At 48.7% G+C, this 18,476-nt stretch carries 20 protein-coding genes; 6 read left to right on the top strand and 14 right to left on the bottom strand.

The features are described from left to right. Positions 1-72: 72 nt before the first annotated feature. Positions 73-549 (bottom strand): DUF2780 domain-containing protein, encoded by a 477-nt coding sequence (locus EPB59_RS00720; RefSeq protein ID WP_195707021.1) that lies wholly within the window; start codon positions 547-549, stop codon positions 73-75. Between the two features lie 214 nt (positions 550-763). Next, a complete protein-coding gene (locus tag EPB59_RS00725) occupies positions 764-1,384 on the bottom strand; it encodes an FKBP-type peptidyl-prolyl cis-trans isomerase (protein WP_000005599.1) in 621 nt (206 codons plus the stop codon). Positions 1,385-1,609: 225 nt separating this feature from the next. Between EPB59_RS00725 and EPB59_RS00730 the strand changes: the two genes are divergently transcribed. Next, positions 1,610-2,176: a LysM-like peptidoglycan-binding domain-containing protein gene (locus EPB59_RS00730; protein WP_195707022.1), complete on the top strand. Its 567-nt coding sequence runs from the start codon at positions 1,610-1,612 to the stop codon at positions 2,174-2,176. On the opposite strand, the gene EPB59_RS00735 is transcribed toward EPB59_RS00730, so the two are convergent. Continuing rightward, positions 2,126-3,019: a DMT family transporter gene (locus EPB59_RS00735; RefSeq protein WP_154171320.1), complete on the bottom strand. Its 894-nt coding sequence runs from the start codon at positions 3,017-3,019 to the stop codon at positions 2,126-2,128. The genes EPB59_RS00730 and EPB59_RS00735 overlap by 51 nt on opposite strands. 2 nt (positions 3,020-3,021) lie before the next feature. Next, on the bottom strand, positions 3,022-3,471 hold the full coding sequence (locus EPB59_RS00740; RefSeq protein ID WP_154171321.1) for a GNAT family N-acetyltransferase: 450 nt from the start codon (positions 3,469-3,471) through the stop codon (positions 3,022-3,024). A 181-nt stretch (positions 3,472-3,652) separates the two neighbouring features. Here EPB59_RS00740 and dbpA point away from each other — a divergent pair, with 181 nt between their 5' ends. Next, positions 3,653-5,035, top strand: a complete 1,383-nt coding sequence (dbpA, locus tag EPB59_RS00745; protein ID WP_154171322.1) for an ATP-dependent RNA helicase DbpA — start codon at positions 3,653-3,655, stop codon at positions 5,033-5,035. A gap of 3 nt (positions 5,036-5,038) precedes the next feature. Here the strand turns inward: dbpA and EPB59_RS00750 are convergent, their stop codons facing one another. Together EPB59_RS00750 and cpdB are read right to left on the bottom strand one after the other, a co-directional pair. Continuing rightward, on the bottom strand, positions 5,039-5,608 hold the full coding sequence (locus EPB59_RS00750) for a Crp/Fnr family transcriptional regulator (RefSeq protein WP_154171323.1): 570 nt from the start codon (positions 5,606-5,608) through the stop codon (positions 5,039-5,041). Positions 5,609-5,728: 120 nt separating this feature from the next. Then, on the bottom strand, positions 5,729-7,636 hold the full coding sequence (gene cpdB, locus EPB59_RS00755) for a 2',3'-cyclic-nucleotide 2'-phosphodiesterase (protein ID WP_241666233.1): 1,908 nt from the start codon (positions 7,634-7,636) through the stop codon (positions 5,729-5,731). A 371-nt stretch (positions 7,637-8,007) separates the two neighbouring features. On the opposite strand from cpdB, the gene cobA reads away from it, so the two are divergent. From cobA to cysC, 4 genes are all read left to right on the top strand, one after another. Continuing rightward, positions 8,008-8,874 carry a uroporphyrinogen-III C-methyltransferase gene (cobA, locus tag EPB59_RS00760; protein WP_195707023.1) on the top strand — a complete coding sequence of 289 codons (867 nt, stop codon included), beginning with the start codon at positions 8,008-8,010 and terminating at the stop codon, positions 8,872-8,874. A gap of 103 nt (positions 8,875-8,977) precedes the next feature. Next, positions 8,978-9,886 (top strand): sulfate adenylyltransferase subunit CysD, encoded by a 909-nt coding sequence (gene cysD, locus EPB59_RS00765; RefSeq protein WP_154171326.1) that lies wholly within the window; start codon positions 8,978-8,980, stop codon positions 9,884-9,886. 17 nt (positions 9,887-9,903) lie between these two features. Continuing rightward, a complete protein-coding gene (cysN, locus tag EPB59_RS00770; RefSeq protein ID WP_154171327.1) occupies positions 9,904-11,334 on the top strand; it encodes a sulfate adenylyltransferase subunit CysN in 1,431 nt (476 codons plus the stop codon). 32 nt (positions 11,335-11,366) lie between these two features. Next, positions 11,367-11,993: an adenylyl-sulfate kinase gene (gene cysC / locus EPB59_RS00775; RefSeq protein ID WP_431355102.1), complete on the top strand. Its 627-nt coding sequence runs from the start codon at positions 11,367-11,369 to the stop codon at positions 11,991-11,993. A gap of 87 nt (positions 11,994-12,080) precedes the next feature. Here cysC and EPB59_RS00780 read toward each other — a convergent pair whose 3' ends face one another. The 8 genes from EPB59_RS00780 to msrA all read right to left on the bottom strand — a co-directional run bounded on the left by EPB59_RS00780 (position 12,081) and on the right by msrA (position 18,310). Next, complete coding sequence (locus EPB59_RS00780; RefSeq protein ID WP_154171329.1) at positions 12,081-12,980, bottom strand: TIGR03899 family protein; 900 nt, start codon at positions 12,978-12,980, stop codon at positions 12,081-12,083. A 296-nt stretch (positions 12,981-13,276) separates the two neighbouring features. Further along, positions 13,277-13,801 carry a DUF3299 domain-containing protein gene (locus tag EPB59_RS00785; protein ID WP_154171330.1) on the bottom strand — a complete coding sequence of 175 codons (525 nt, stop codon included), beginning with the start codon at positions 13,799-13,801 and terminating at the stop codon, positions 13,277-13,279. 52 nt (positions 13,802-13,853) lie between these two features. After that, a complete protein-coding gene (locus tag EPB59_RS00790) occupies positions 13,854-15,113 on the bottom strand; it encodes an ABC transporter permease (protein ID WP_154171331.1) in 1,260 nt (419 codons plus the stop codon). After that, on the bottom strand, positions 15,110-15,826 hold the full coding sequence (locus tag EPB59_RS00795; RefSeq protein WP_154171332.1) for an ABC transporter ATP-binding protein: 717 nt from the start codon (positions 15,824-15,826) through the stop codon (positions 15,110-15,112). The genes EPB59_RS00790 and EPB59_RS00795 overlap by 4 nt, the downstream gene beginning before the upstream one ends. 70 nt (positions 15,827-15,896) lie before the next feature. Next, positions 15,897-16,547 (bottom strand): zinc uptake protein ZrgA, encoded by a 651-nt coding sequence (gene zrgA / locus EPB59_RS00800; protein ID WP_154171333.1) that lies wholly within the window; start codon positions 16,545-16,547, stop codon positions 15,897-15,899. A 46-nt stretch (positions 16,548-16,593) separates the two neighbouring features. Next, on the bottom strand, positions 16,594-16,884 hold the full coding sequence (locus EPB59_RS00805) for a DUF2607 domain-containing protein (protein WP_154171334.1): 291 nt from the start codon (positions 16,882-16,884) through the stop codon (positions 16,594-16,596). Between the two features lie 154 nt (positions 16,885-17,038). Further along, positions 17,039-17,590, bottom strand: a complete 552-nt coding sequence (locus EPB59_RS00810; RefSeq protein WP_154171335.1) for a YtfJ family protein — start codon at positions 17,588-17,590, stop codon at positions 17,039-17,041. A gap of 81 nt (positions 17,591-17,671) precedes the next feature. Continuing rightward, positions 17,672-18,310 carry a peptide-methionine (S)-S-oxide reductase MsrA gene (msrA, locus tag EPB59_RS00815; protein WP_154171336.1) on the bottom strand — a complete coding sequence of 213 codons (639 nt, stop codon included), beginning with the start codon at positions 18,308-18,310 and terminating at the stop codon, positions 17,672-17,674. Positions 18,311-18,476: the final 166 nt, after the last annotated feature.

An 18,476-nucleotide genomic window follows, 5' to 3' on the forward strand; every position in this document is an offset into this window, starting at 1 on the left:
CTGCTTTCTGCCTTATTTGCTTGTAGAGTGTTCTACTCTTACTCGCACTCTATCTCGATAGGCTATGTGGTACTACTGCCACAGTTTGCCTAGCGATTCCAATAGGTTTTGACTAGCACCTTGCTGCGTCAAGTATTGCATCAAAACAGGTACAAACTGTTCGACCATGCTGGCATCCAGCCCTAAAGCATTAAAGGCTTGGTTAACTTCTTTGCGTTGCAAAATGGTGCTGAGATTTTGATTAGGAATGAGTCCGCTCAATTCACTGAGGCTGGGAATTAACTGGTTTAACTCATTGCTTTGATCAGCGGTAAGATTGTTTTGTGCTTGTGTGAGCAATGTTGCTACGCCGCCGCCCGCTTGCTGTGGGGTGAGTGGTAATTGGCTAGTAAATTGAGTAAGCAAATCTTGCGTAGCTTTGGATTGTGAAAGTGTTTGACCGACCAATCCAGCAAGATCATCTGAGCCCAATGAGTTGAGTTTTGGAAACGCCAGTACAGACGTGCTGGCAAGAGTTGAGATTAATATAGCAGTAACGCGATAGTGCATGATCACTCCCCATATAAAGCGCGTAACTATTTCCTACCGTTTAACGTTTCAGTACAAAGCAGTAAGCAAAAAGTCTATCCAAACTACTTAAAGCGACGGGTATTTTCAATGAACACTTCACCCGTCACTTCAAAGAGAAAGATAGAGTGTAATGAAAAAAGAGCGACCGTTAAGGTCGCTCTTTGTCACAATATTGCGAATGTGAAGACTGCGCTTACAGAATATCCAGCAGTTCTACTTCAAACACTAAAGCGGCGAATGGTGGAATAGCTGCACCAGCACCACGCTCACCATATGCAAGGTCTTGTGGAATGTAGAGTTTCCACTTAGAGCCTACAGGCATAAGTTGCAGCGCTTCAACCCAACCGCGGATCACGCCTGTCACTGGAAATTCAGCGGGTTGACCACGAGAGACTGAACTGTCGAAAACGGTACCATCAACCAACTGGCCATGGTAGTGAACGCGAACTGATTTGTCTGCCGTTGGGATAGCGCCATTGCCTTCAACCAACACTTCATATTGCAAACCAGAGTCAAGGACTGTCACTTCTGAACGCAGAGCGTTGTCTTTCAGGAAAGCTTCACCTTCAGACGCGGCTGCTTTTGCTGCTTCTTGGCGAGCTTCTTCGGCGCGCATGTGAATAGCGTGCAGTGCTTGGTTGATTTCATCGATAGAGATAGCTGGCTGTTCGCCAACCAGTGCGGTTGCGATGCCAGCAGCAATGGCTGCTACATTCAGACCTTCTAGGCCACTACCTGCTAGTTGCTGACCCATTTGCAGGCCGATGCCGTAGCTTGCTTTTTGTTCTACGGTTTCAAATTTCACTTCAGACATAAAAGTCACTCTTGGTCATTCAATAAAGGCGACAGAATAACAGGTTAGATCGTGTGATGAAACGTTTAGCCCTAAATCGATTGACGGGTTTCGGTGTGACGTGCCGCAGAAAGTTCAGCGAAAAACATCAAGATTGTGTCAAGCTTTGGCTTTAAAGTTACTCGACTCTATACTCTAACCTCATGAATTTTTATACTGTGGGCAAGTAATTAAAGGACTTTGAACATGAACCGCCGCCACAAGAAGCCGCAGCAAACTGATTATCTTGCCCAAGTACAAGTGTACTGGCAGCAATTGGATTGGCCTCGATATCGCCAACAACTTCGCGAGCTTTGGTTGCGGCTCCCGCTGCGCCATCGTCGTGGTTTGATGGTGTTAACACCCGCGGTACTGGTTTTGATGGTGATCCCCCTGCCAGATAAGCAAGACGTGGTGAATGAGGCCGCTTCGACCCCGAAACGGATTGAGGTGGGGATGAATACGCAAAGCTTGAGCGAACAACGCACTCAAGCTCAAGCAGAACTCAAATCTTCAGCTTGGCAAGAGTACGTTGTTCGCCAAGGGGATACGCTGTCTCAGGTATTTCGCAATAACGAGCTGCCACTCACCGATATCAATGCCTTGGTCAAAGTGGAAGGTTCGGATAAACCCTTGAGTCAAATCCAAGCGGGTCAACTCATTCGTTTCAAATTGGCTGAAAATGGTCAACTGGACATTTTGCAACTGGAGCGTAATAACCAATCAGTAATGTTCTTCCGTCTTTCTGATGGTGGTTTTGGGCGCAGTAAGTAATCCCCACCACCTCATTAACCGTGCACTCGGTAGTAAAGGCAGGATAATCATTCCTATGCCAAGCCAAGTTAACGTATCTAAAAGCTCACCAAATCCAATTGCCCCAAAGGCAGCGACAAAAATCAGCCCGGAATATTCAGCCAGTGCGATTTGACTGGCTGGCGCTTTTTGATAGGCCGCAACAGCAAATCCGTTGTACAGCAAGATCAGCCCTGAGCTGGCGGCAATCCATAACCACTGATTTAGGGTTAATGGTTGCCAATAAGCTGTGGCCAATAACCCCGAAATCGGTAATGAAAAAAGCGATGTCCACATTAATGTCGTGATCACGGGTTGGCGTTCTGGGATCGTGCGGGCCAGTAGATTAAATAGCGCCAGTGAAAATGCCGTGCCTAGGGCAAATAAAGCGGCCCAATGGAACTGCGACGGTCGCAATACAATCAATACCCCGATAAACCCGGTTACTGTTGCCACTATCTTGCTGCGGCTGGGTTTCTCTTTCAGAAATAAGATGGAAAGCGGCAGCATGAGCAGTGGTGCGGCGTAAAAAACCGCATTGGCGGTGGCTAAAGGCAGATACGAAATGGCGACCACCATGCAACCGGCCCCGAAAAGTACCAGATGAGCGCGTACCCAAGTGATTTTGGGATCATGCAGTTGACGTAAGACTTTGGGTTGGCATCGCCAAAGTGGCCAAATCAGAGCGAATGCGAACAATTGGCGCAGAAAGATGTACTGGAACGGCACCACCTCTCCTTGCAGCATTTTAACCGCCACATCAGAGAGTGAGGCCGCTAAGTTACCCAAGATCAGCAGCCACACGGCCAAGGTTGCACGACTCATGATTAAGTTCTTTTCATATCGATGTGGGGAATGCCATCTTCCAGATAGGTCTCTGAGGTGGCCATAAAACCATAACGACCATAAAACTCACGCAGATGCTCCTGCGCACCAATTTCAATCGATTGTTGCGGCCATAAGCGTTGGCAATGCTCAAGTGCGGTTTGTAGTAACTGATGGCCTAAGCCATTACCACGTGCGCTAGCCTTCGTCGCCACTCGACCAATACTGACGCTTGGATAACTGATGCCGATTGGCAGTAAGCGTGCACAAGCCACCAACTCTTGATCTTGATAGCCGAGTAAATGATGCACACCGCTGACGCGATCTTTGTTATCCAACTCCGGGTAAGGACAGGTCTGTTCCACCACAAAAACATCGACACGTAGTTTAAGTAGATCGTACAGCTGTTCGGTGGTTAATTGGCAAAAAGGGATGCATTGCCAGGTAAGCATCGTTATCTCCTTGAATATAAGATCGATACGGATATGAATAGCGGTACTGTAACAGGCTAGGCAAAAACAAGCGTTAACAAAGGTTAAGCACCGAGAGGAAAATTTAAATCAAGATTCACTGGAGCTCGCGAGCAAAATGACGATAATAGCGCTTCTTTTTTCGTCACACTGAGGACACCCCTTGAACGCCAACTCTTTTGCAGCTTTGAATCTGAAGCCTGAATTACTCGCTAACCTTGATACGATGGGGTTTGCTTCTATGACTCCGATTCAGGCGCAATCTCTTCCCGCAATCCTCAATGGACAGGATGTGATTGGCCAAGGAAAAACAGGCTCAGGCAAAACGGCGGCGTTTGGTCTTGGGGTGTTATCAAATCTCAATGTGAAACGCTTTCGCGTGCAAGCCCTAGTGTTGTGCCCAACGCGTGAGTTAGCTGACCAAGTGGCAACCGACATTCGTACGTTGGGACGCACTATTCACAATATCAAAGTGCTGACTCTGTGCGGCGGTATGCCGATGGGGCCGCAGATCGGTTCCCTTGAGCATGGCGCACATATTTTGGTAGGTACGCCGGGACGAATTTTGGATCACCTGAGTAAAGATCGTATCGACCTGAGTGAGCTCAATACACTGGTGTTGGATGAAGCTGACCGCATGCTCGAAATGGGCTTCCAAGAAGCACTGGAAGCGATCATCGCTGCCACGCCAATCCAGCGTCAAACCTTGCTGTTTAGTGCCACTTACCCAGCCAGCATTGAGCAGATCGCACAAAGTGTGACTCGCAATGCGATGATGATTAAAGTCGCGGCAACGCATGATACTTCGAGTATTCGCCAATATTTTTATAAGGTGGATGGCAGCGCTGCGCGTGATGAAGCACTGGAAACTTTACTGCTGCACCATCAACCGATCTCTTCAGTGGTGTTTTGTAATACCAAGCGTGAAGTGCAAAATGTCGCCGATGCTTTGCATCAAAGCGGCTTTAGCGTGATTGAACTGCATGGTGATATGGAACAGCGTGAACGTGACCAAGCTCTAGTGCAGTTTGCCAATAAGAGTATTTCTATTCTGGTCGCGACCGATGTCGCAGCTCGCGGTCTGGATGTGGATAACCTCGATGCGGTGTTTAACTACGATTTGTCACGCGATCCTGAAGTGCATGTACACCGTATCGGTCGTACTGGTCGCGCAGGCAGCAAAGGCTTGGCGTTTAGCTTCTTTAGCGATAATGAGAGCTATCGCGTAGCACAAATTGATGAGTACATGGATATCGAGATTGTGCCTTCTAGCTTGCCACAGCTTGTTGCAGGTGCGCGTCCTTACGCCGCTAACATGGTGACTATCCAGATTGATGGCGGTAAGAAAGATAAGGTACGCCCAGGAGATATTCTTGGCGCGCTGACCAGTGATGGCGAACTGACTGCGGAGCATATCGGCAAGATCAACCTGTTCCCGATGCGCGCTTATGTGGCCGTACAGAAGAAAATTGCCCATAAAGCACTGAATAAAATCGCCAACGGTAAGATGAAGGGACGTCAGTTCCGCGCTCGTTTACTCAAATAATCATCACGAATGATTTCTCAGCCGTGCTTTGATGCGGCTGAGGCTGATCGGCGTGATCCCCAAATAAGCGGCGATGTGGTGATCGCAAAGCCGCTCCATCAATTCCGGAAATTGCGCGCACATCACTTGATAGCGCTGCTCAGGCCGATAAAGCAACATAAAGCGCTCTTTTTGCTCCTTGTACAGCAGTTGGGTTTCCAGCAAACGCTGATAAAGAGGATGGTGACTCGCACGCCATTCGCGCAATACTTCAATCGGTACTCCCACTAATTGCACGGGGGATAAGGTCTCTAACATAAATGGCGAACCTTGGTCGCGGATCAGGTTTTCAAAACCAATCGCCCAATCTTGCTCCCAGTAGAACTCTTTACTGAAACTTTTCCCCTCTTCGGTGAGATAACAAGCGTGGCACAGCCCTTCTAACACCCAATACGCAAACGGTGTTTGCTCGCCTTGCGCGACCAAAATATGCCGGGTGGGTAACTCTAATGGCTGGGCAACGCTCTGTAGCTGTGTGCACTCGGCATCCGAAAAGCCATGTTGTTTGAGATAAGCCTGAAACTGCGCTTGCATAAAAGCCTCATAGAAAAAGAGAAACAGCCACTCAGGGTGGCTGTTTACTTTACGTGATAACTCTGGGGACTTGAAGCCGCAGCAGTGTTGGTTGCCGCTTCAACATTGGGTTATCAGTGCTTATTTTTGTAGGTCGATACGATACACCGCAAAACCGACCTCATCGGTCGCAACTTGCGTCATCGGATATTGGCCTTTTTGTTTAATAAACTGGGTTGCCTTATCACTTGGTGAGGTTTCAAAGCGGATATCCAGCTTGGTTTTACTGGAAATCGGAGCAAATGACCAGTTGTTGTCCGCACTTGGTGTCACTTCACCTTTTTCTTTGCTTACACGCGCAATGTAATCGGCCACTACAGTTCGGTTTTCATCCGGTGAATCAAACGCAACAAACTTAGCACCAGTTCCCGCGAACTTATTGCTATAAGCGCGGTAGTTGTTGGTGGCAATCAAGAACGTCTGTTTATCACTAATCGGCTTACCTTGATAGGTCAGCTTCACAATACGCTGTGATTTAGGATTGATCAGTTTGCAATCGCCGTCGTAGCGCACAGGTTGAGTCACATCGATTTGGTAGTTGACGCCATCGATCACATCAAAGTTATAAGTGCGGAAACCATCCCAGTTGATGAGCGATTGCGGTGCGCTAGACGTCACATCAATTTGGTTAAATTGGCCTGCTGAACACTCTAGCCACTCTTTTAGCTCATATCCGCTCACTTTCATGGTGACTAAGGTGTTCGGGTAGAGATAAAGATCGGCTGCGTTACGGAAAGTGAGCTCACCCGCTTCCACTTCGGTAAAGCCGTTCGGGTCATCTTTACGACCACCAGCTTTGAAAGGCGCAGCAGCGGAGAGCACTGGCAAACCATCAAGGTTTGGATCGCCTTGAATAAAGCGTTCCACATAATCTTTTTGCGCCAAGTTCACGATTTGTACGGTTGGATCGTCTTGTACTAATGACAAGAAGCTGTACATCACATCGTTGGCTTTGCCAATCGGTTGGTTAACAAAATCGCGGGTGCCTTTGTGATCCTCTTGTAGTGCTTTCACCATCGCAGCATCGGCTTCGACTAACGCTTTCTTATTGGCTTTATCGAAGATAGAGCGAGCTTCAGATTGACCGGAAGTGACCGTCCAGCGGCCTTGTTGTTTTTCCAACGTTAGATCCATCACCCCAACATGGCTACCCCAGCGCCCCGGCATTACGGCGGTGACACCATTGATGGTGCCTTTATCGATGTCTGCGCCCGGTACGTTCGCAAAATCTTTGCTTGGGAATACGGCGTGTGAGTGACCAAACGCAATCGCATCAATGCCTTTCACTTGAGTCAGGTAGTAAACCGAGTTTTCTGCGCCCGCTTGGTATTCATCGGTGCTGATCCCTGAGTGTGGGATGGCTACAATCACGTCAGCGCCTTGTGCTCTCATTTCTGGAATGAATTTTTCGGCGGTTTGCTTGATGTCGGCTGCGGTGACTTTGCCTTCAAGATTCTTCTTATCCCACACCATGATTTGCGGTGGTACAAAGCCGATATAACCGATTTTGATGGTATGCATTTGACCATCGGTATCTTTGAGGCTGTGCTCTTTAATGACGTAAGGTGTGAACAGGTGCTGACCTGTTTTGGCATCAAACACGTTGGCATTGATGTAGGGGAATGCGGCATCGTTGATGGTTTCTTTTAAGAAATCGAGGCCGTAGTTGAATTCGTGGTTACCAATGTTGCCCACATCATAGCCCAGTGGATTCATCGCTTTGTAAACCGGATGGACTTCACCCGCTTTAATGCCCTTATCCGCCATGTAATCGCCCATTGGGCTGCCTTGAATCAAGTCACCGTTATCCACCAACACGCTGTTATCGACTTCGGCACGGGCTTGCTTAACCAGCGTTGCTGCACGCGTCAGGCCAATTTGATCGGAGGCTTTATCTTTGTAGTAGTCATAATCCATCAAATTAGTATGAATATCAGTGGTTTCGACAATACGCAGTTTGATCGTATCAGCCATTGCAGGGTCAGCCATGGCTAACAGGCCACCGAGAACCGCTAAAGAAACAGGTTTGATCATCATGGTCATCACAGACTCCAAAATGAGTGTTAGAGGGGAAAATACAAAACAACTCGATAAATGTAACAAAAGTCTGTGAAACAACGATTTCACTCATCACTAATTTGTGATGTGGCGCGATACCTTTATCCCAAATTGCCCCCTTGCTCCCAGTTAGCATGCTGCTCTTGCGCAGAGTTGGTCGAGCAATCTGCTGATCTTATATCGATATGCCCATTTCGCTCCGCTTATATCAGCTTTTGGAATAAAAAATGAAATTATAGAATTTCAGGTAATAAATAGAACTGCTCATAATGCCTGTAACAGACCAATTTAGGATCAAGATTATGGCGCAGGATGCGGTGACCCCCTTTCGTAAAACCCCTCGCTTAGCCGTTGTGGAAGGCTCAAATTATTCGCGTGCGACGCGCAGCCAGCTACAAGCGGGTGAAGTGGCGTTGGTGGGCGCAGGTCCGGGTGACCCTGAGCTCTTGACGGTAAAAGCCCTCAGCTACCTACAGCAAGCTGATGTGGTGCTGTACGACTACTTAGTCTCCGATGACATCATGGCGTTGATTCCGACAGAAACGATTTTAGTCTGCGTTGGCAAACGTGCGGGTCACCATAGTGTGCCGCAAGAAAAAACTAACCAGTTGTTGGTGGACTTTGCCCGTCAAGGTTATCGAGTCGTGCGCATTAAAGGCGGCGATCCCTTCATGTTTGGTCGTGGTGGTGAAGAGCTGGAAGTGCTGTTTGAAGCAGGCGTGAAATTCCAGATCGTCCCCGGCATTACCGCAGCGGCAGGTGCAACCGCGTACGCCGGCATTCCATTGACTCATCGTGATTACGCTCAATCCGCTTTATTTGTGACGGGTCATTTAAAAGCTCAAGCCGAGGATTTGGATTGGTCAACTCTGGCACGTGGGCAACAAACCTTAGTGATTTACATGGGCTTAAGCAATGCCGCTGCGATTGCTGAGCAGCTCCAGCAACATGGCCGCGATGCTAACACACCGGTAGCGATCATTGAACGTGGTACACAAACCAGCCAGAAGGTGCTGATTGGCACCCTACAAACCTTGCCAAGTTTGGCGATTCAGGCGCAATCACCCGCGTTGATTGTGGTCGGTGAAGTGGTGGCGCTGGCGGACAAACTGCACTGGTTTGGTGAAAGGCATCAAGCTGAGCAGCTTGATGCTGCGCAATCGGCCTAAGTGTGAACGCACATCCTCTTGTTCATAACTCATGATTTAAAAGATACGGCGTTGCCAAGGCGCAGCGTCTCGCCGTCAGGCAAGCGAAAAGGAAGCAGGAAAAATGGATCAACAACGTTTAACCCATTTAAAACAGTTGGAAGCAGAAAGTATCCACATCATTCGTGAAGTGGCGGCAGAATTTGATAATCCGGTGATGATGTACTCGATTGGTAAAGATTCATCGGTGATGTTGCATTTGGCGCGCAAAGCGTTCTATCCGGGCAAAATTCCGTTTCCTTTGCTGCATGTTGATACCGACTGGAAGTTTCGCGACATGATCGCATTTCGCGATGCAACGGCAAAAAAATACGGCTTTGAGCTGTTGGTGCATAAAAATCCGGAAGGAATCGCAGCAGGAATTAGCCCGTTCGTGCATGGTTCTTCCAAACACACCGACATCATGAAAACCCAAGGCTTGAAGCAGGCGTTGAACAAATATGGTTTTGATGCGGCCTTTGGTGGTGCGCGTCGCGATGAAGAGAAATCGCGTGCCAAAGAGCGTGTCTACTCTTTCCGCGATAAAAACCATACTTGGGACCCGAAAAATCAGCGCCCAGAGCTATGGCGTACCTATAACGGCCAAATCAACAAAGGCGAAAGCATTCGTGTGTTCCCTCTTTCTAACTGGACTGAGCTGGATATTTGGCAATACATCTATTTGGAAAATATCGAGATTGTTCCGCTCTATTTAGCCGATGTACGCCCGGTTGTGCAGCGTGATGGCATGCTGATCATGGTGGATGATGAGCGCATGGAACTGCGTGAAGGCGAACAGATTGAACATAAAAGCGTGCGTTTCCGCACCTTAGGTTGTTACCCACTGACTGGGGCAATTGAGTCACAAGCCAACACACTGACCGAAATTATTGAAGAGATGCTGGTGGCGACCTCCAGTGAGCGTCAAGGCCGCGCGATCGATCACGATCAGTCGGGATCAATGGAACTGAAAAAACGTCAAGGTTACTTTTAAGGATCGAAGGAAAGCGTATGAACAATGCAGTCAAAGAACAGCTCGCTGAGCTCGGTATTGAAGGTTACCTCAATCAGCATCAACACAAATCCTTACTGAGATTCTTAACCTGTGGCTCGGTCGACGATGGTAAAAGTACCTTGATCGGTCGTTTGCTTCACGACTCAAAACAGATTTATGAAGATCAGTTGGCGGCGGTACATAACGACAGCCAGCGTGTCGGTACAACGGGCAGTCGCCCAGACTTAGCACTGCTGGTGGATGGCTTGCAAGCTGAGCGTGAACAAGGCATCACGATTGATGTCGCGTATCGTTATTTCTCAACCCAGAAACGTAAATTCATCATTTCTGATACTCCGGGGCATGAACAGTACACTCGCAATATGGCCACCGGCGCATCGACCTGTGATCTGGCGGTGATCTTGATTGATGCGCGTAAAGGCGTACTGGATCAAACGCGTCGTCACTCGTTTATCTCCAATCTGCTCGGTTTGAAGCATTTTATCGTGGCGGTAAACAAAATGGATCTGGTCGATTATTCGCAAGATCGTTTTGAACAAATCCGCGCAGAATACCTTGAGTTTTCTAAGCATTTGCAGGGGGAAACGGATATTCAGATCATCCCGCTTTCGGCATTGGAAGGCGATAACGTGGTCGAAAAAAGCCGTTTGATGGATTGGTATCAAGGCCCATCACTGCTTGAGCTACTGGAAAATGTCGATATTGACCGTGACAAAAGTGGTGGTGAGTTCCGCTTCCCTGTGCAGTATGTGAATCGTCCCAACCTCGATTTTCGCGGTTTCGCGGGTACGATCGCTTCTGGTGTGGTGAAGGTGGGCGATAAGATCAAAGCACTGCCATCGGGTAAAACCTCAACCGTGACTCGTATTGTGACCTTTGATGGTGATTTGCCTCAAGCACAAGCTGGATTGGCGGTGACCTTGACTCTGGCTGATGAGATCGACATCAGTCGTGGCGATTTAATTGTGCTTGAAAGCGCACAAGTCGACAGCACTAACCATTTGCTGGCTGATGTGGTGTGGATGACGGAGCAGCCACTGAAAGTTGGCCGTGATTACGATATCAAAATCGCTGGTAAGAAAACTGTGGGTCAAGTGAAAGCTGTGCGCCATCAGTACGACATCAATAACTTGTCGACCTACCACGCGGAGAGTTTGCCGCTTAATGGAATTGGTTTGTGCGAGTGGACTTTGACTCAAACGGTGGCGATCGATAAGTATCTGGATTGTGCGGATACGGGTGGTTTCATCATTATTGACCGTCTGACTAACGTTACCGTTGGCGCAGGCTTAGTACGTGACAGTTTGCAAAATATTGCGGGTCAAACCGAGCAATTCTCCGCCTTTGAATTAGAGTTGAATGCGCTAGTGCGTAAACATTTCCCACATTGGCAAGCGATTGATTTGAGCCGTTTAGGCAAAGCATGAGCGAGGCGCTAATGGTAAAGCAAGGAGAGAGCATGAGCCGTGAACAAGATGCCAATGAGCATAATGTGGTGTGGCATCGTCATGTCGTGGACAAAGAGCAACGTGCGGCGCTGAAAGAGCAGCGCCCAGCGGTACTCTGGTTTACGGGTTTATCTGGCGCGGGCAAATCAACCGTGGCAGGGGCGCTTGAAAACCGTTTAGCTGAGCTTGGTTATCATACTTATCTGCTGGATGGTGATAACGTACGCCACGGTTTGTGTAGCGATCTCGGCTTTTCTGAACAGGATAGACGGGAAAACATTCGCCGCATTGGTGAGCTTGCCAAGCTGATGGCGGATGCGGGGCTGATAGTGCTGACGGCATTTATCTCACCACATCGCGCTGAGCGCCAGATGGTGCGAGATTTGTTGCCAGCAGGTGAGTTTATTGAAGTGTTCGTCAACACGTCATTGGATGTGTGCGAAGCGCGTGACCCGAAAGGCTTATACAAAAAGGCCCGTGCCGGAGAAATTCGCCAGTTTACGGGCATTGACTCCGCTTACGAAGCTCCGCTCAATCCGGATATTGATTTGCCTGCGGGTGAAAAAAGCGTGGATGAGTTGGTGGTGCAGTGCCTACAAGCGTTAGCAGAGCGTAATATCATTCAGCATCAAGGCTAACTCTTTAGATATCAAGTCAATACAAGTAAATAAAAAACAAAAAGCGACCATCCGGTCGCTTTTTTGATCCTGCTTTGTGAAAACTACTCACACTGTGTGGTGAATCGAGCTGCTGCTCACTTCGGTCTGCATCGTGAATTTTTGGGTAAGCAAGGCTACCAGTTGATCGTAGTACGTCATGTTGGGTTTGTTACCCAGCAGACGACACAGCTCATTGCCCGTTGGGCTGAAGCGATAATAGATTAGGCGTACGCCTTTGCTCATTGGCTGCAAATGCAGATTTTTGCCCTGATAGCTGAGCAGCAGAGCGGGTTCGGATTCAATTTCGCCAGACTCCAATTCCGTCGCGTGAAGCAGGCCAAGCTCAATCAACACCAACAAGCTGGAATAGGGCAGTTGGTGATTACCAATATTGATCGCTTGGGTGGTAATGCGTTTGCCAAGACTAAACAGACTATTTTGCGCTTTATAGCCAATCAGCAATTTCAAACTGGTGTCTGAACCAAAACTGCACGCGAGCGCCGCGGCGCGTTGCAAAATCTGCGCTTCTTTAGGCGTCATATCTTGCAGCACTTTCAGGGCTTTCATCGAAGTGAAACCGGGATTGGTCACTTCACGTTTCAGCACTTGCGCCCACAGCCGCTGCATGGAGCTGTTGTGAATATCCTGCGCCATATCGAAAAAGCGATACAGCCAGTCTTGGTCTGGATCGCCTGCGGTTTCATTACGGCATGAGCTGTGTGCGATCTTGATGATCTGCTCTAGATTTTTCTGGCGCTGCTCTTTACGTTGTCGTTCGCGCTGCACAGCACGTTCTAGCGCGCTGTTTTCTGGCGTTTCAGTTAATAGTTGAGCATCTAAGCCATGATGACGCGCGATCACCAAAATTCGGCTACCGCTGTCTTTGACATAATGAGAGTGGGTTCGTTTATCTTGGCTCTGTTGAGAGTCATGCTCGATCACAACAGGCGTCATATTATCCGCCATGCGCTACCTAAAGGCCTCTGCTACGGTTTTTAGTCTGCTTTAAAATTTACTCTGTTCACCGCTGAGCAGCCAGTGAAACTCTCGGACTCAGCGCACAATTTTGTGCTATCACAAATGATAATAAATTGTTAAAGTTGTTATTAATGTTTGTGGGGTGGCTATGAAGTATTGGAAAGAGCGCAAATTGGCCAAGTACCTATCGCTATTTATTTTGTTTATCGGCTATTTTTCGGTACTGGCGTATTTATCGAAATATTTGGTATAACCTCCCCGCGCGGGCGCAGGGAGGATCTGTTTTACATATCGTCGTACTCGGCGATTTCTGTGCCTAGAATGGTGTACGCGGTTTCTGCAAGTTCATGATTGAGTGATTCGGTTTTCAATTCCCCAATCACATAAATCACATCCCACAGCTCTTGAACGGGCGCGCCTTTTGGAAACTTCACGTAAATGATCTGGTTCGGTGGTGGCGGCGGTACGTGGATACATGCCCCAAAGTAAGGGACCAATAGAAATTCGGTGACTTTTTTATCATCGCCCTCTAATGGGATCACAAAGCCAGGAATTTTGACTCGGCTGCCATTGAGTTCGCTTCGCACGCTGCCAATGTGTTGCTGCTTGGCAGGTTCATCACCGTTATGATCCGGCATCGGCATACCTTGTTGATCAAACAAGTTACGCTCTTGCTCGGGGATCAAATCCAGCCAATCGAGTTGCAGTACATCCTGCTCGCTCGCGGATGCCGTTTCTTGACTTGCCCACAGTGGCGTTGAATACAGCGGAGCCATGATAAGGCTCGCGATCAACATAAAAATTTTCATTAAATGCTTCCTTGTGACTGATCTCATTTTGAGTCTGTCACCCATTGTATTTCTATAAGCGAATGGTCATTCCATCACTGAGCGACTGTCGATAAGCGCGCAGTGCGGGAATAAAGCCAATCACTATACCTGCCAGTTGTACACTGCCGAGCAATTGCCACTCATAAGTCGTGAGCCCGGTCAGCGCAATTTGAATGCCGTACTGACTTGCAATCATCGGGGCTGCAACCGCGAGGAGCAGATAAAGAATGCTCACTCCCAGCGCAATCCCCAGTAAGGTTAGCACGCTGGCTTCACTTACCAATAAAGCAAACACATGCTGTGGTCTTGCTCCCATGGCCCGCAAGATGGACATCTCTCGACGTCGTTCTTGCAAACTGGTCAGCAAGCTACTGAGCATGCCGAGCAGCCCTGCAACCACCACAAAAACCGAGACGGCCATCAGGGCTTGTTCTGCGACCGACATCATGCCCCACAGCTCATGCAGTGCTACGCCGGGCATAATAGCGCTGAGCGGTTCTGCCGGATAGTCATTGATCTGTCGCTGCAAGGCAAAAGTTTGGATTTTTGATTTAAGTCCAATCAGCATTGCGGTGATTTGTTTGGGGGTAAAATCGCGCTTGGCGAGCTGCTCAGCACTTGGCTGGTGGCCAAGATTAGCACCAGACTCCCACCCGACATGAATCGCTTCTATCGCTTCTAAGGAGACATGCACGGTTTTATCGACTGGCGTGCCTGTAGGAGCCAAGATGCCGACCACCGTAAACGGTAAATTATCGTGGCGACTAAACCCGACATCACTGATGCCGTGAGCAATAACCACTTTGCTGCCGATCTGATAACCGAGAGCTTTGGCCACATCGGAGCCGATCACGGTTTCAAACAGGCCGTTGAACTCTCGACCTTGAGAAAATGTCAGAGGTTGCTTACTGCCGTAACGATAATGCTCGAAATAGCTGTGATTGGTACCTAAAACGCGAAACCCTTTGTGTGAATCGCCCAAGGAGATGGGGATTGTCCATTTGACTGCGCGATGTTGGCTAAACTCTTGATAGCTTAGCCAATCAATATTGTTGGTGGCGTTACCAATGCGAAATACCGAGTAGAGCAGCAAATTGACCTGCCCTGAGCGCCCCCCCACGATCAAATCCGTACCCGAAATGGTGTTGGCAAAGCTCTCTTTGGCTTGGGTGCGGATTCGCTCGACCCCCAGCAGCAACACCACGGCGATGGAAACGGTCAACACCGTTAGCAGTGCCGTGGCTTTACGATTGAGTAAACTTTTCCACGCCAGATTGATGATCACTTTCATTGCCAACCTCCCGCACGATTCAGCGTCGGTAAGTGGATACTGCGTTCAAAGAGTTTTTCTAGTGTTGGATCATGGCTAACGAAAACTAAAGTCGAGCCGACACGCTCTGCCTCTTCGCGCAGCAAGGCAATAAACGCTTCACGGTTATCAAAATCGAGGGCGGAGGTGGGTTCATCGGCGATGATCAGTTTGGGCTCGCCAATTAATGCTCGCGCTGCGGCAACACGTTGCTGCTGGCCGATGCTCAGCTCGGTTACGGGTTTATTCAGTAACGCGTTGGACAGGTGTAACCTTTCTAGGAGCGATTGCGCTTTTTGCGGCAAAGAACCACTGACTTGCTGTTTGCGCAGCGCGGAAAAATGGCACGGTAAGGTCACGTTATCTAAGACTGAGAGATAAGGCAGTAAGTTAAATTGCTGAAAAATATAGCCAATGTGATCAGCGCGAAAGCGATCACGCTGGCTGGCACTTAGGGTGCGCATATCGCAACCGAGCAAAGCAACGCTGCCTCGTGTTGCGAGGTTAATACCGGTCAATAAACTCAGTAAGGTGGATTTGCCACAGCCACTTGGGCCTTTGACAAACAGGTGTTCCCCTTTGGCGACCTGTAAATGGGCAATCTCCAACGTGGGAGTGCTGGCACCCGGCCAGCCGAAAACCACTTCATTCAACTCAATGACGGATGAAGCAGGATCAGAACGGTGAGCAGGCATCATGGTTCCTTAATGTTTTGGCACTTCAAACGTTGTGAGGGGTAAGTGGTCACTTACCCCTCACTGTTTATTACAAGCTGATGCGGGTTTGTTTCGCGTTCAGTTGTAGCGCACTTTGCTGCTTTTCGGTTAGCACATTAACTTGGATTTTCTCTGTGCTTGGGAAATGCTGGAACCATTGGGTATCAATTTGTTTTAGCTCGTCAATTGCTTCACAGTGGAATTGATACTGTACAGTGAACGTGCCGTGTTGATGCTCTTCATCATGCTCATCGGCTTCATGATCGTGACCTTGGTGATCATGGGCGGCGTGGTCATGTTCGCTATGATTGTGTGCAGTGTCGTGGTCATGTGCTTCACCCTCTTGATGAGAGTGATGATCTTCATGTTCCTCACCGCCTAAATTGTGTTTGATCAGCACATCGCGAGTTTCACATTGGGCTTTATTGTTCAACACAAACAGTTTTTCTGGGTGGTGTAGTGCCTCTAAGGCATTTTCGAGCGCTTGCTTTTGTGCGTCATCTTGTGGTGCGTGTTCGAAACCGACCACATCGGCTCCCGGCGCTGTTACTTCAATCAGTACATCGTGACCATCTTGGGCGATGTTGAGCTCGACTTGACCGTGAACATGGGCTTCGTGCTGGCGATGCTGATGATCAGCCAATGCGTTGCCAGACAGGGTTGCGCCGACCATCAGCGCGAGGAATGTTGGGTAATGCATGAATAACTCCTAATTAAAACAAAAGAAACAATCGGTTTGGTTTGTTTTAAGCCGCTGGCGGTGAGCGAGCAAAATAGGAGAGCAGTAACTGGGCGCGTTGGATGGGGCGTTCAACGCTCACTTGTGGAGCCTGTTGGCGCCAACAGGGAAGTACCCACTGCGCAGTTTTAAGGCCGTGAGCGGCACTAGCAAACAACTGACAGTCGTGCTGTAAGTGGTGCTCAGGATGCAGATCCAATTGGTGGTCAATCACCGCCACGTTGAACCAAAGCGCCAGCACCACAGTGAGCATTGCCACTATGGATAAGCGAGTTGGACGTAGCTGGTGTACCGACATAGTGCGTGACCTTGGGTGATTGACGGTTGTTATAATATAACAACTCTCAAATCAGGCAAGCGATGATTCAGAGGTATTGGAATGAGTTGGTAGCCGAGAAATAAGGGGAGAAAGTTAGTCCTTACTCACCCCTTATCTTTGTTCTGTAGGTCAGTTACAAGTTTTGTTGAATCAAGCCGAGTACGGTTTGGATTTCAGCATCACTCAGTGCGCCTTCTTTGACAAACAGCACTTTACCTTGTTTATCCTGCACTATGATGGCGGATGATTCCGCTTGCAGTTGCCATGCTTGGGCCACCAAACCGAACTCATCGAGCACCATGGAAGACCAAGGAAACTCTTTCTTGCTGTCTTGTGCCGACGATTTTACGAATGACCCCGTACCCCAAATCGCATCATCTTGGTTGATGATGGTGGTGGTTTGGTAGCTGTCGGCCGGGAATTTGGAGGCGGTAATTGCTGTCATTAACGGAGCGTTCAGTGCTTTCGAACTGCTGCGCCCTGCGATGGCTTGAATGACACGAACTTTGCCGAGTAGATCGGCTGAGCTCCATTTCTGATAATTGACATTTTTGTCTTGTAGTACGATTTCGCCGTACTTGTCGACGCCAACGGCTGGCACCGCGCTACCGAGAGTGAGGTTGTGCGCGAACGCTAGAGTAGGAGAGCATGCCAAGAGTAAGGCGATAAGTGTTTTATTTTTCATGGTTTTGTTTCCTCAGGTTGAGCAAACAAAGGTATAGCACACAAATGAGGGGAAAGAGAAATTCCCCTCATCAGGATCTCTTTAGAGTGTGGTGTGTGGCGGGAAGCACACGCCAGTACCACCAAGCCCACAATATCCATTAGGATTCTTAGCCAGATATTGTTGATGGTAGGTTTCTGCAAAGTAGTACGGGCCTGCCGGCAAAATCTCAGTCGTAATCGATGCACGTTCACGGCTTGCAAGCAGGGCTTGGTACTCCGCTTTTGAGGCTTCGGCGATGTCTCGTTGTGGCTCGGTGAAGTAATAGATCGCAGAGCGATACTGAGTACCACGATCATTGCCTTGGCGCATACCTTGAGTTGGGTCATGACGCTCCCAAAAGGCTCGCAGCAGTTCACTCAGTGGTAGGCGTTGTGGATCAAATACCACTCGTACCACTTCGGTATGTCCAGTTTGTCCTGTACACACTTCTTCATAGGTTGGATTGGGCGTAAAGCCACCTGCGTAGCCGACCGAGGTAGAAATGATGCCATCTAATTGCCAAAACAGACGTTCTGCTCCCCAAAAACACCCCATGCCAACTAAAATCTGTTGTTGGCCATCTTGCGGCTCTGCCGAGAGTGAACTGCCATTGACGAAGTGGGTATCTTCAACGTTCATCGCGGTATCACGACCGGGAAGGGCGGTGTGCGCTGTAACCATAATGTTTTTGTCGAGCATGATATTTCCTTATTGAAGTGGGTGACGTGCTGTCTCTTTGAATATGGCAAGCAGCAACGTCCTGATTATCTTCGATACAGACCGGAGATTTAACCGTTTTCATACAGACGCAGCGATGCATTGACGCTATGATGCCCCTGTAGCAAAAATGTCACCGTTGTATAAC

This window comes from Vibrio metoecus (assembly GCF_009665255.1).
GTDB lineage: Bacteria > Pseudomonadota > Gammaproteobacteria > Enterobacterales > Vibrionaceae > Vibrio > Vibrio metoecus_B.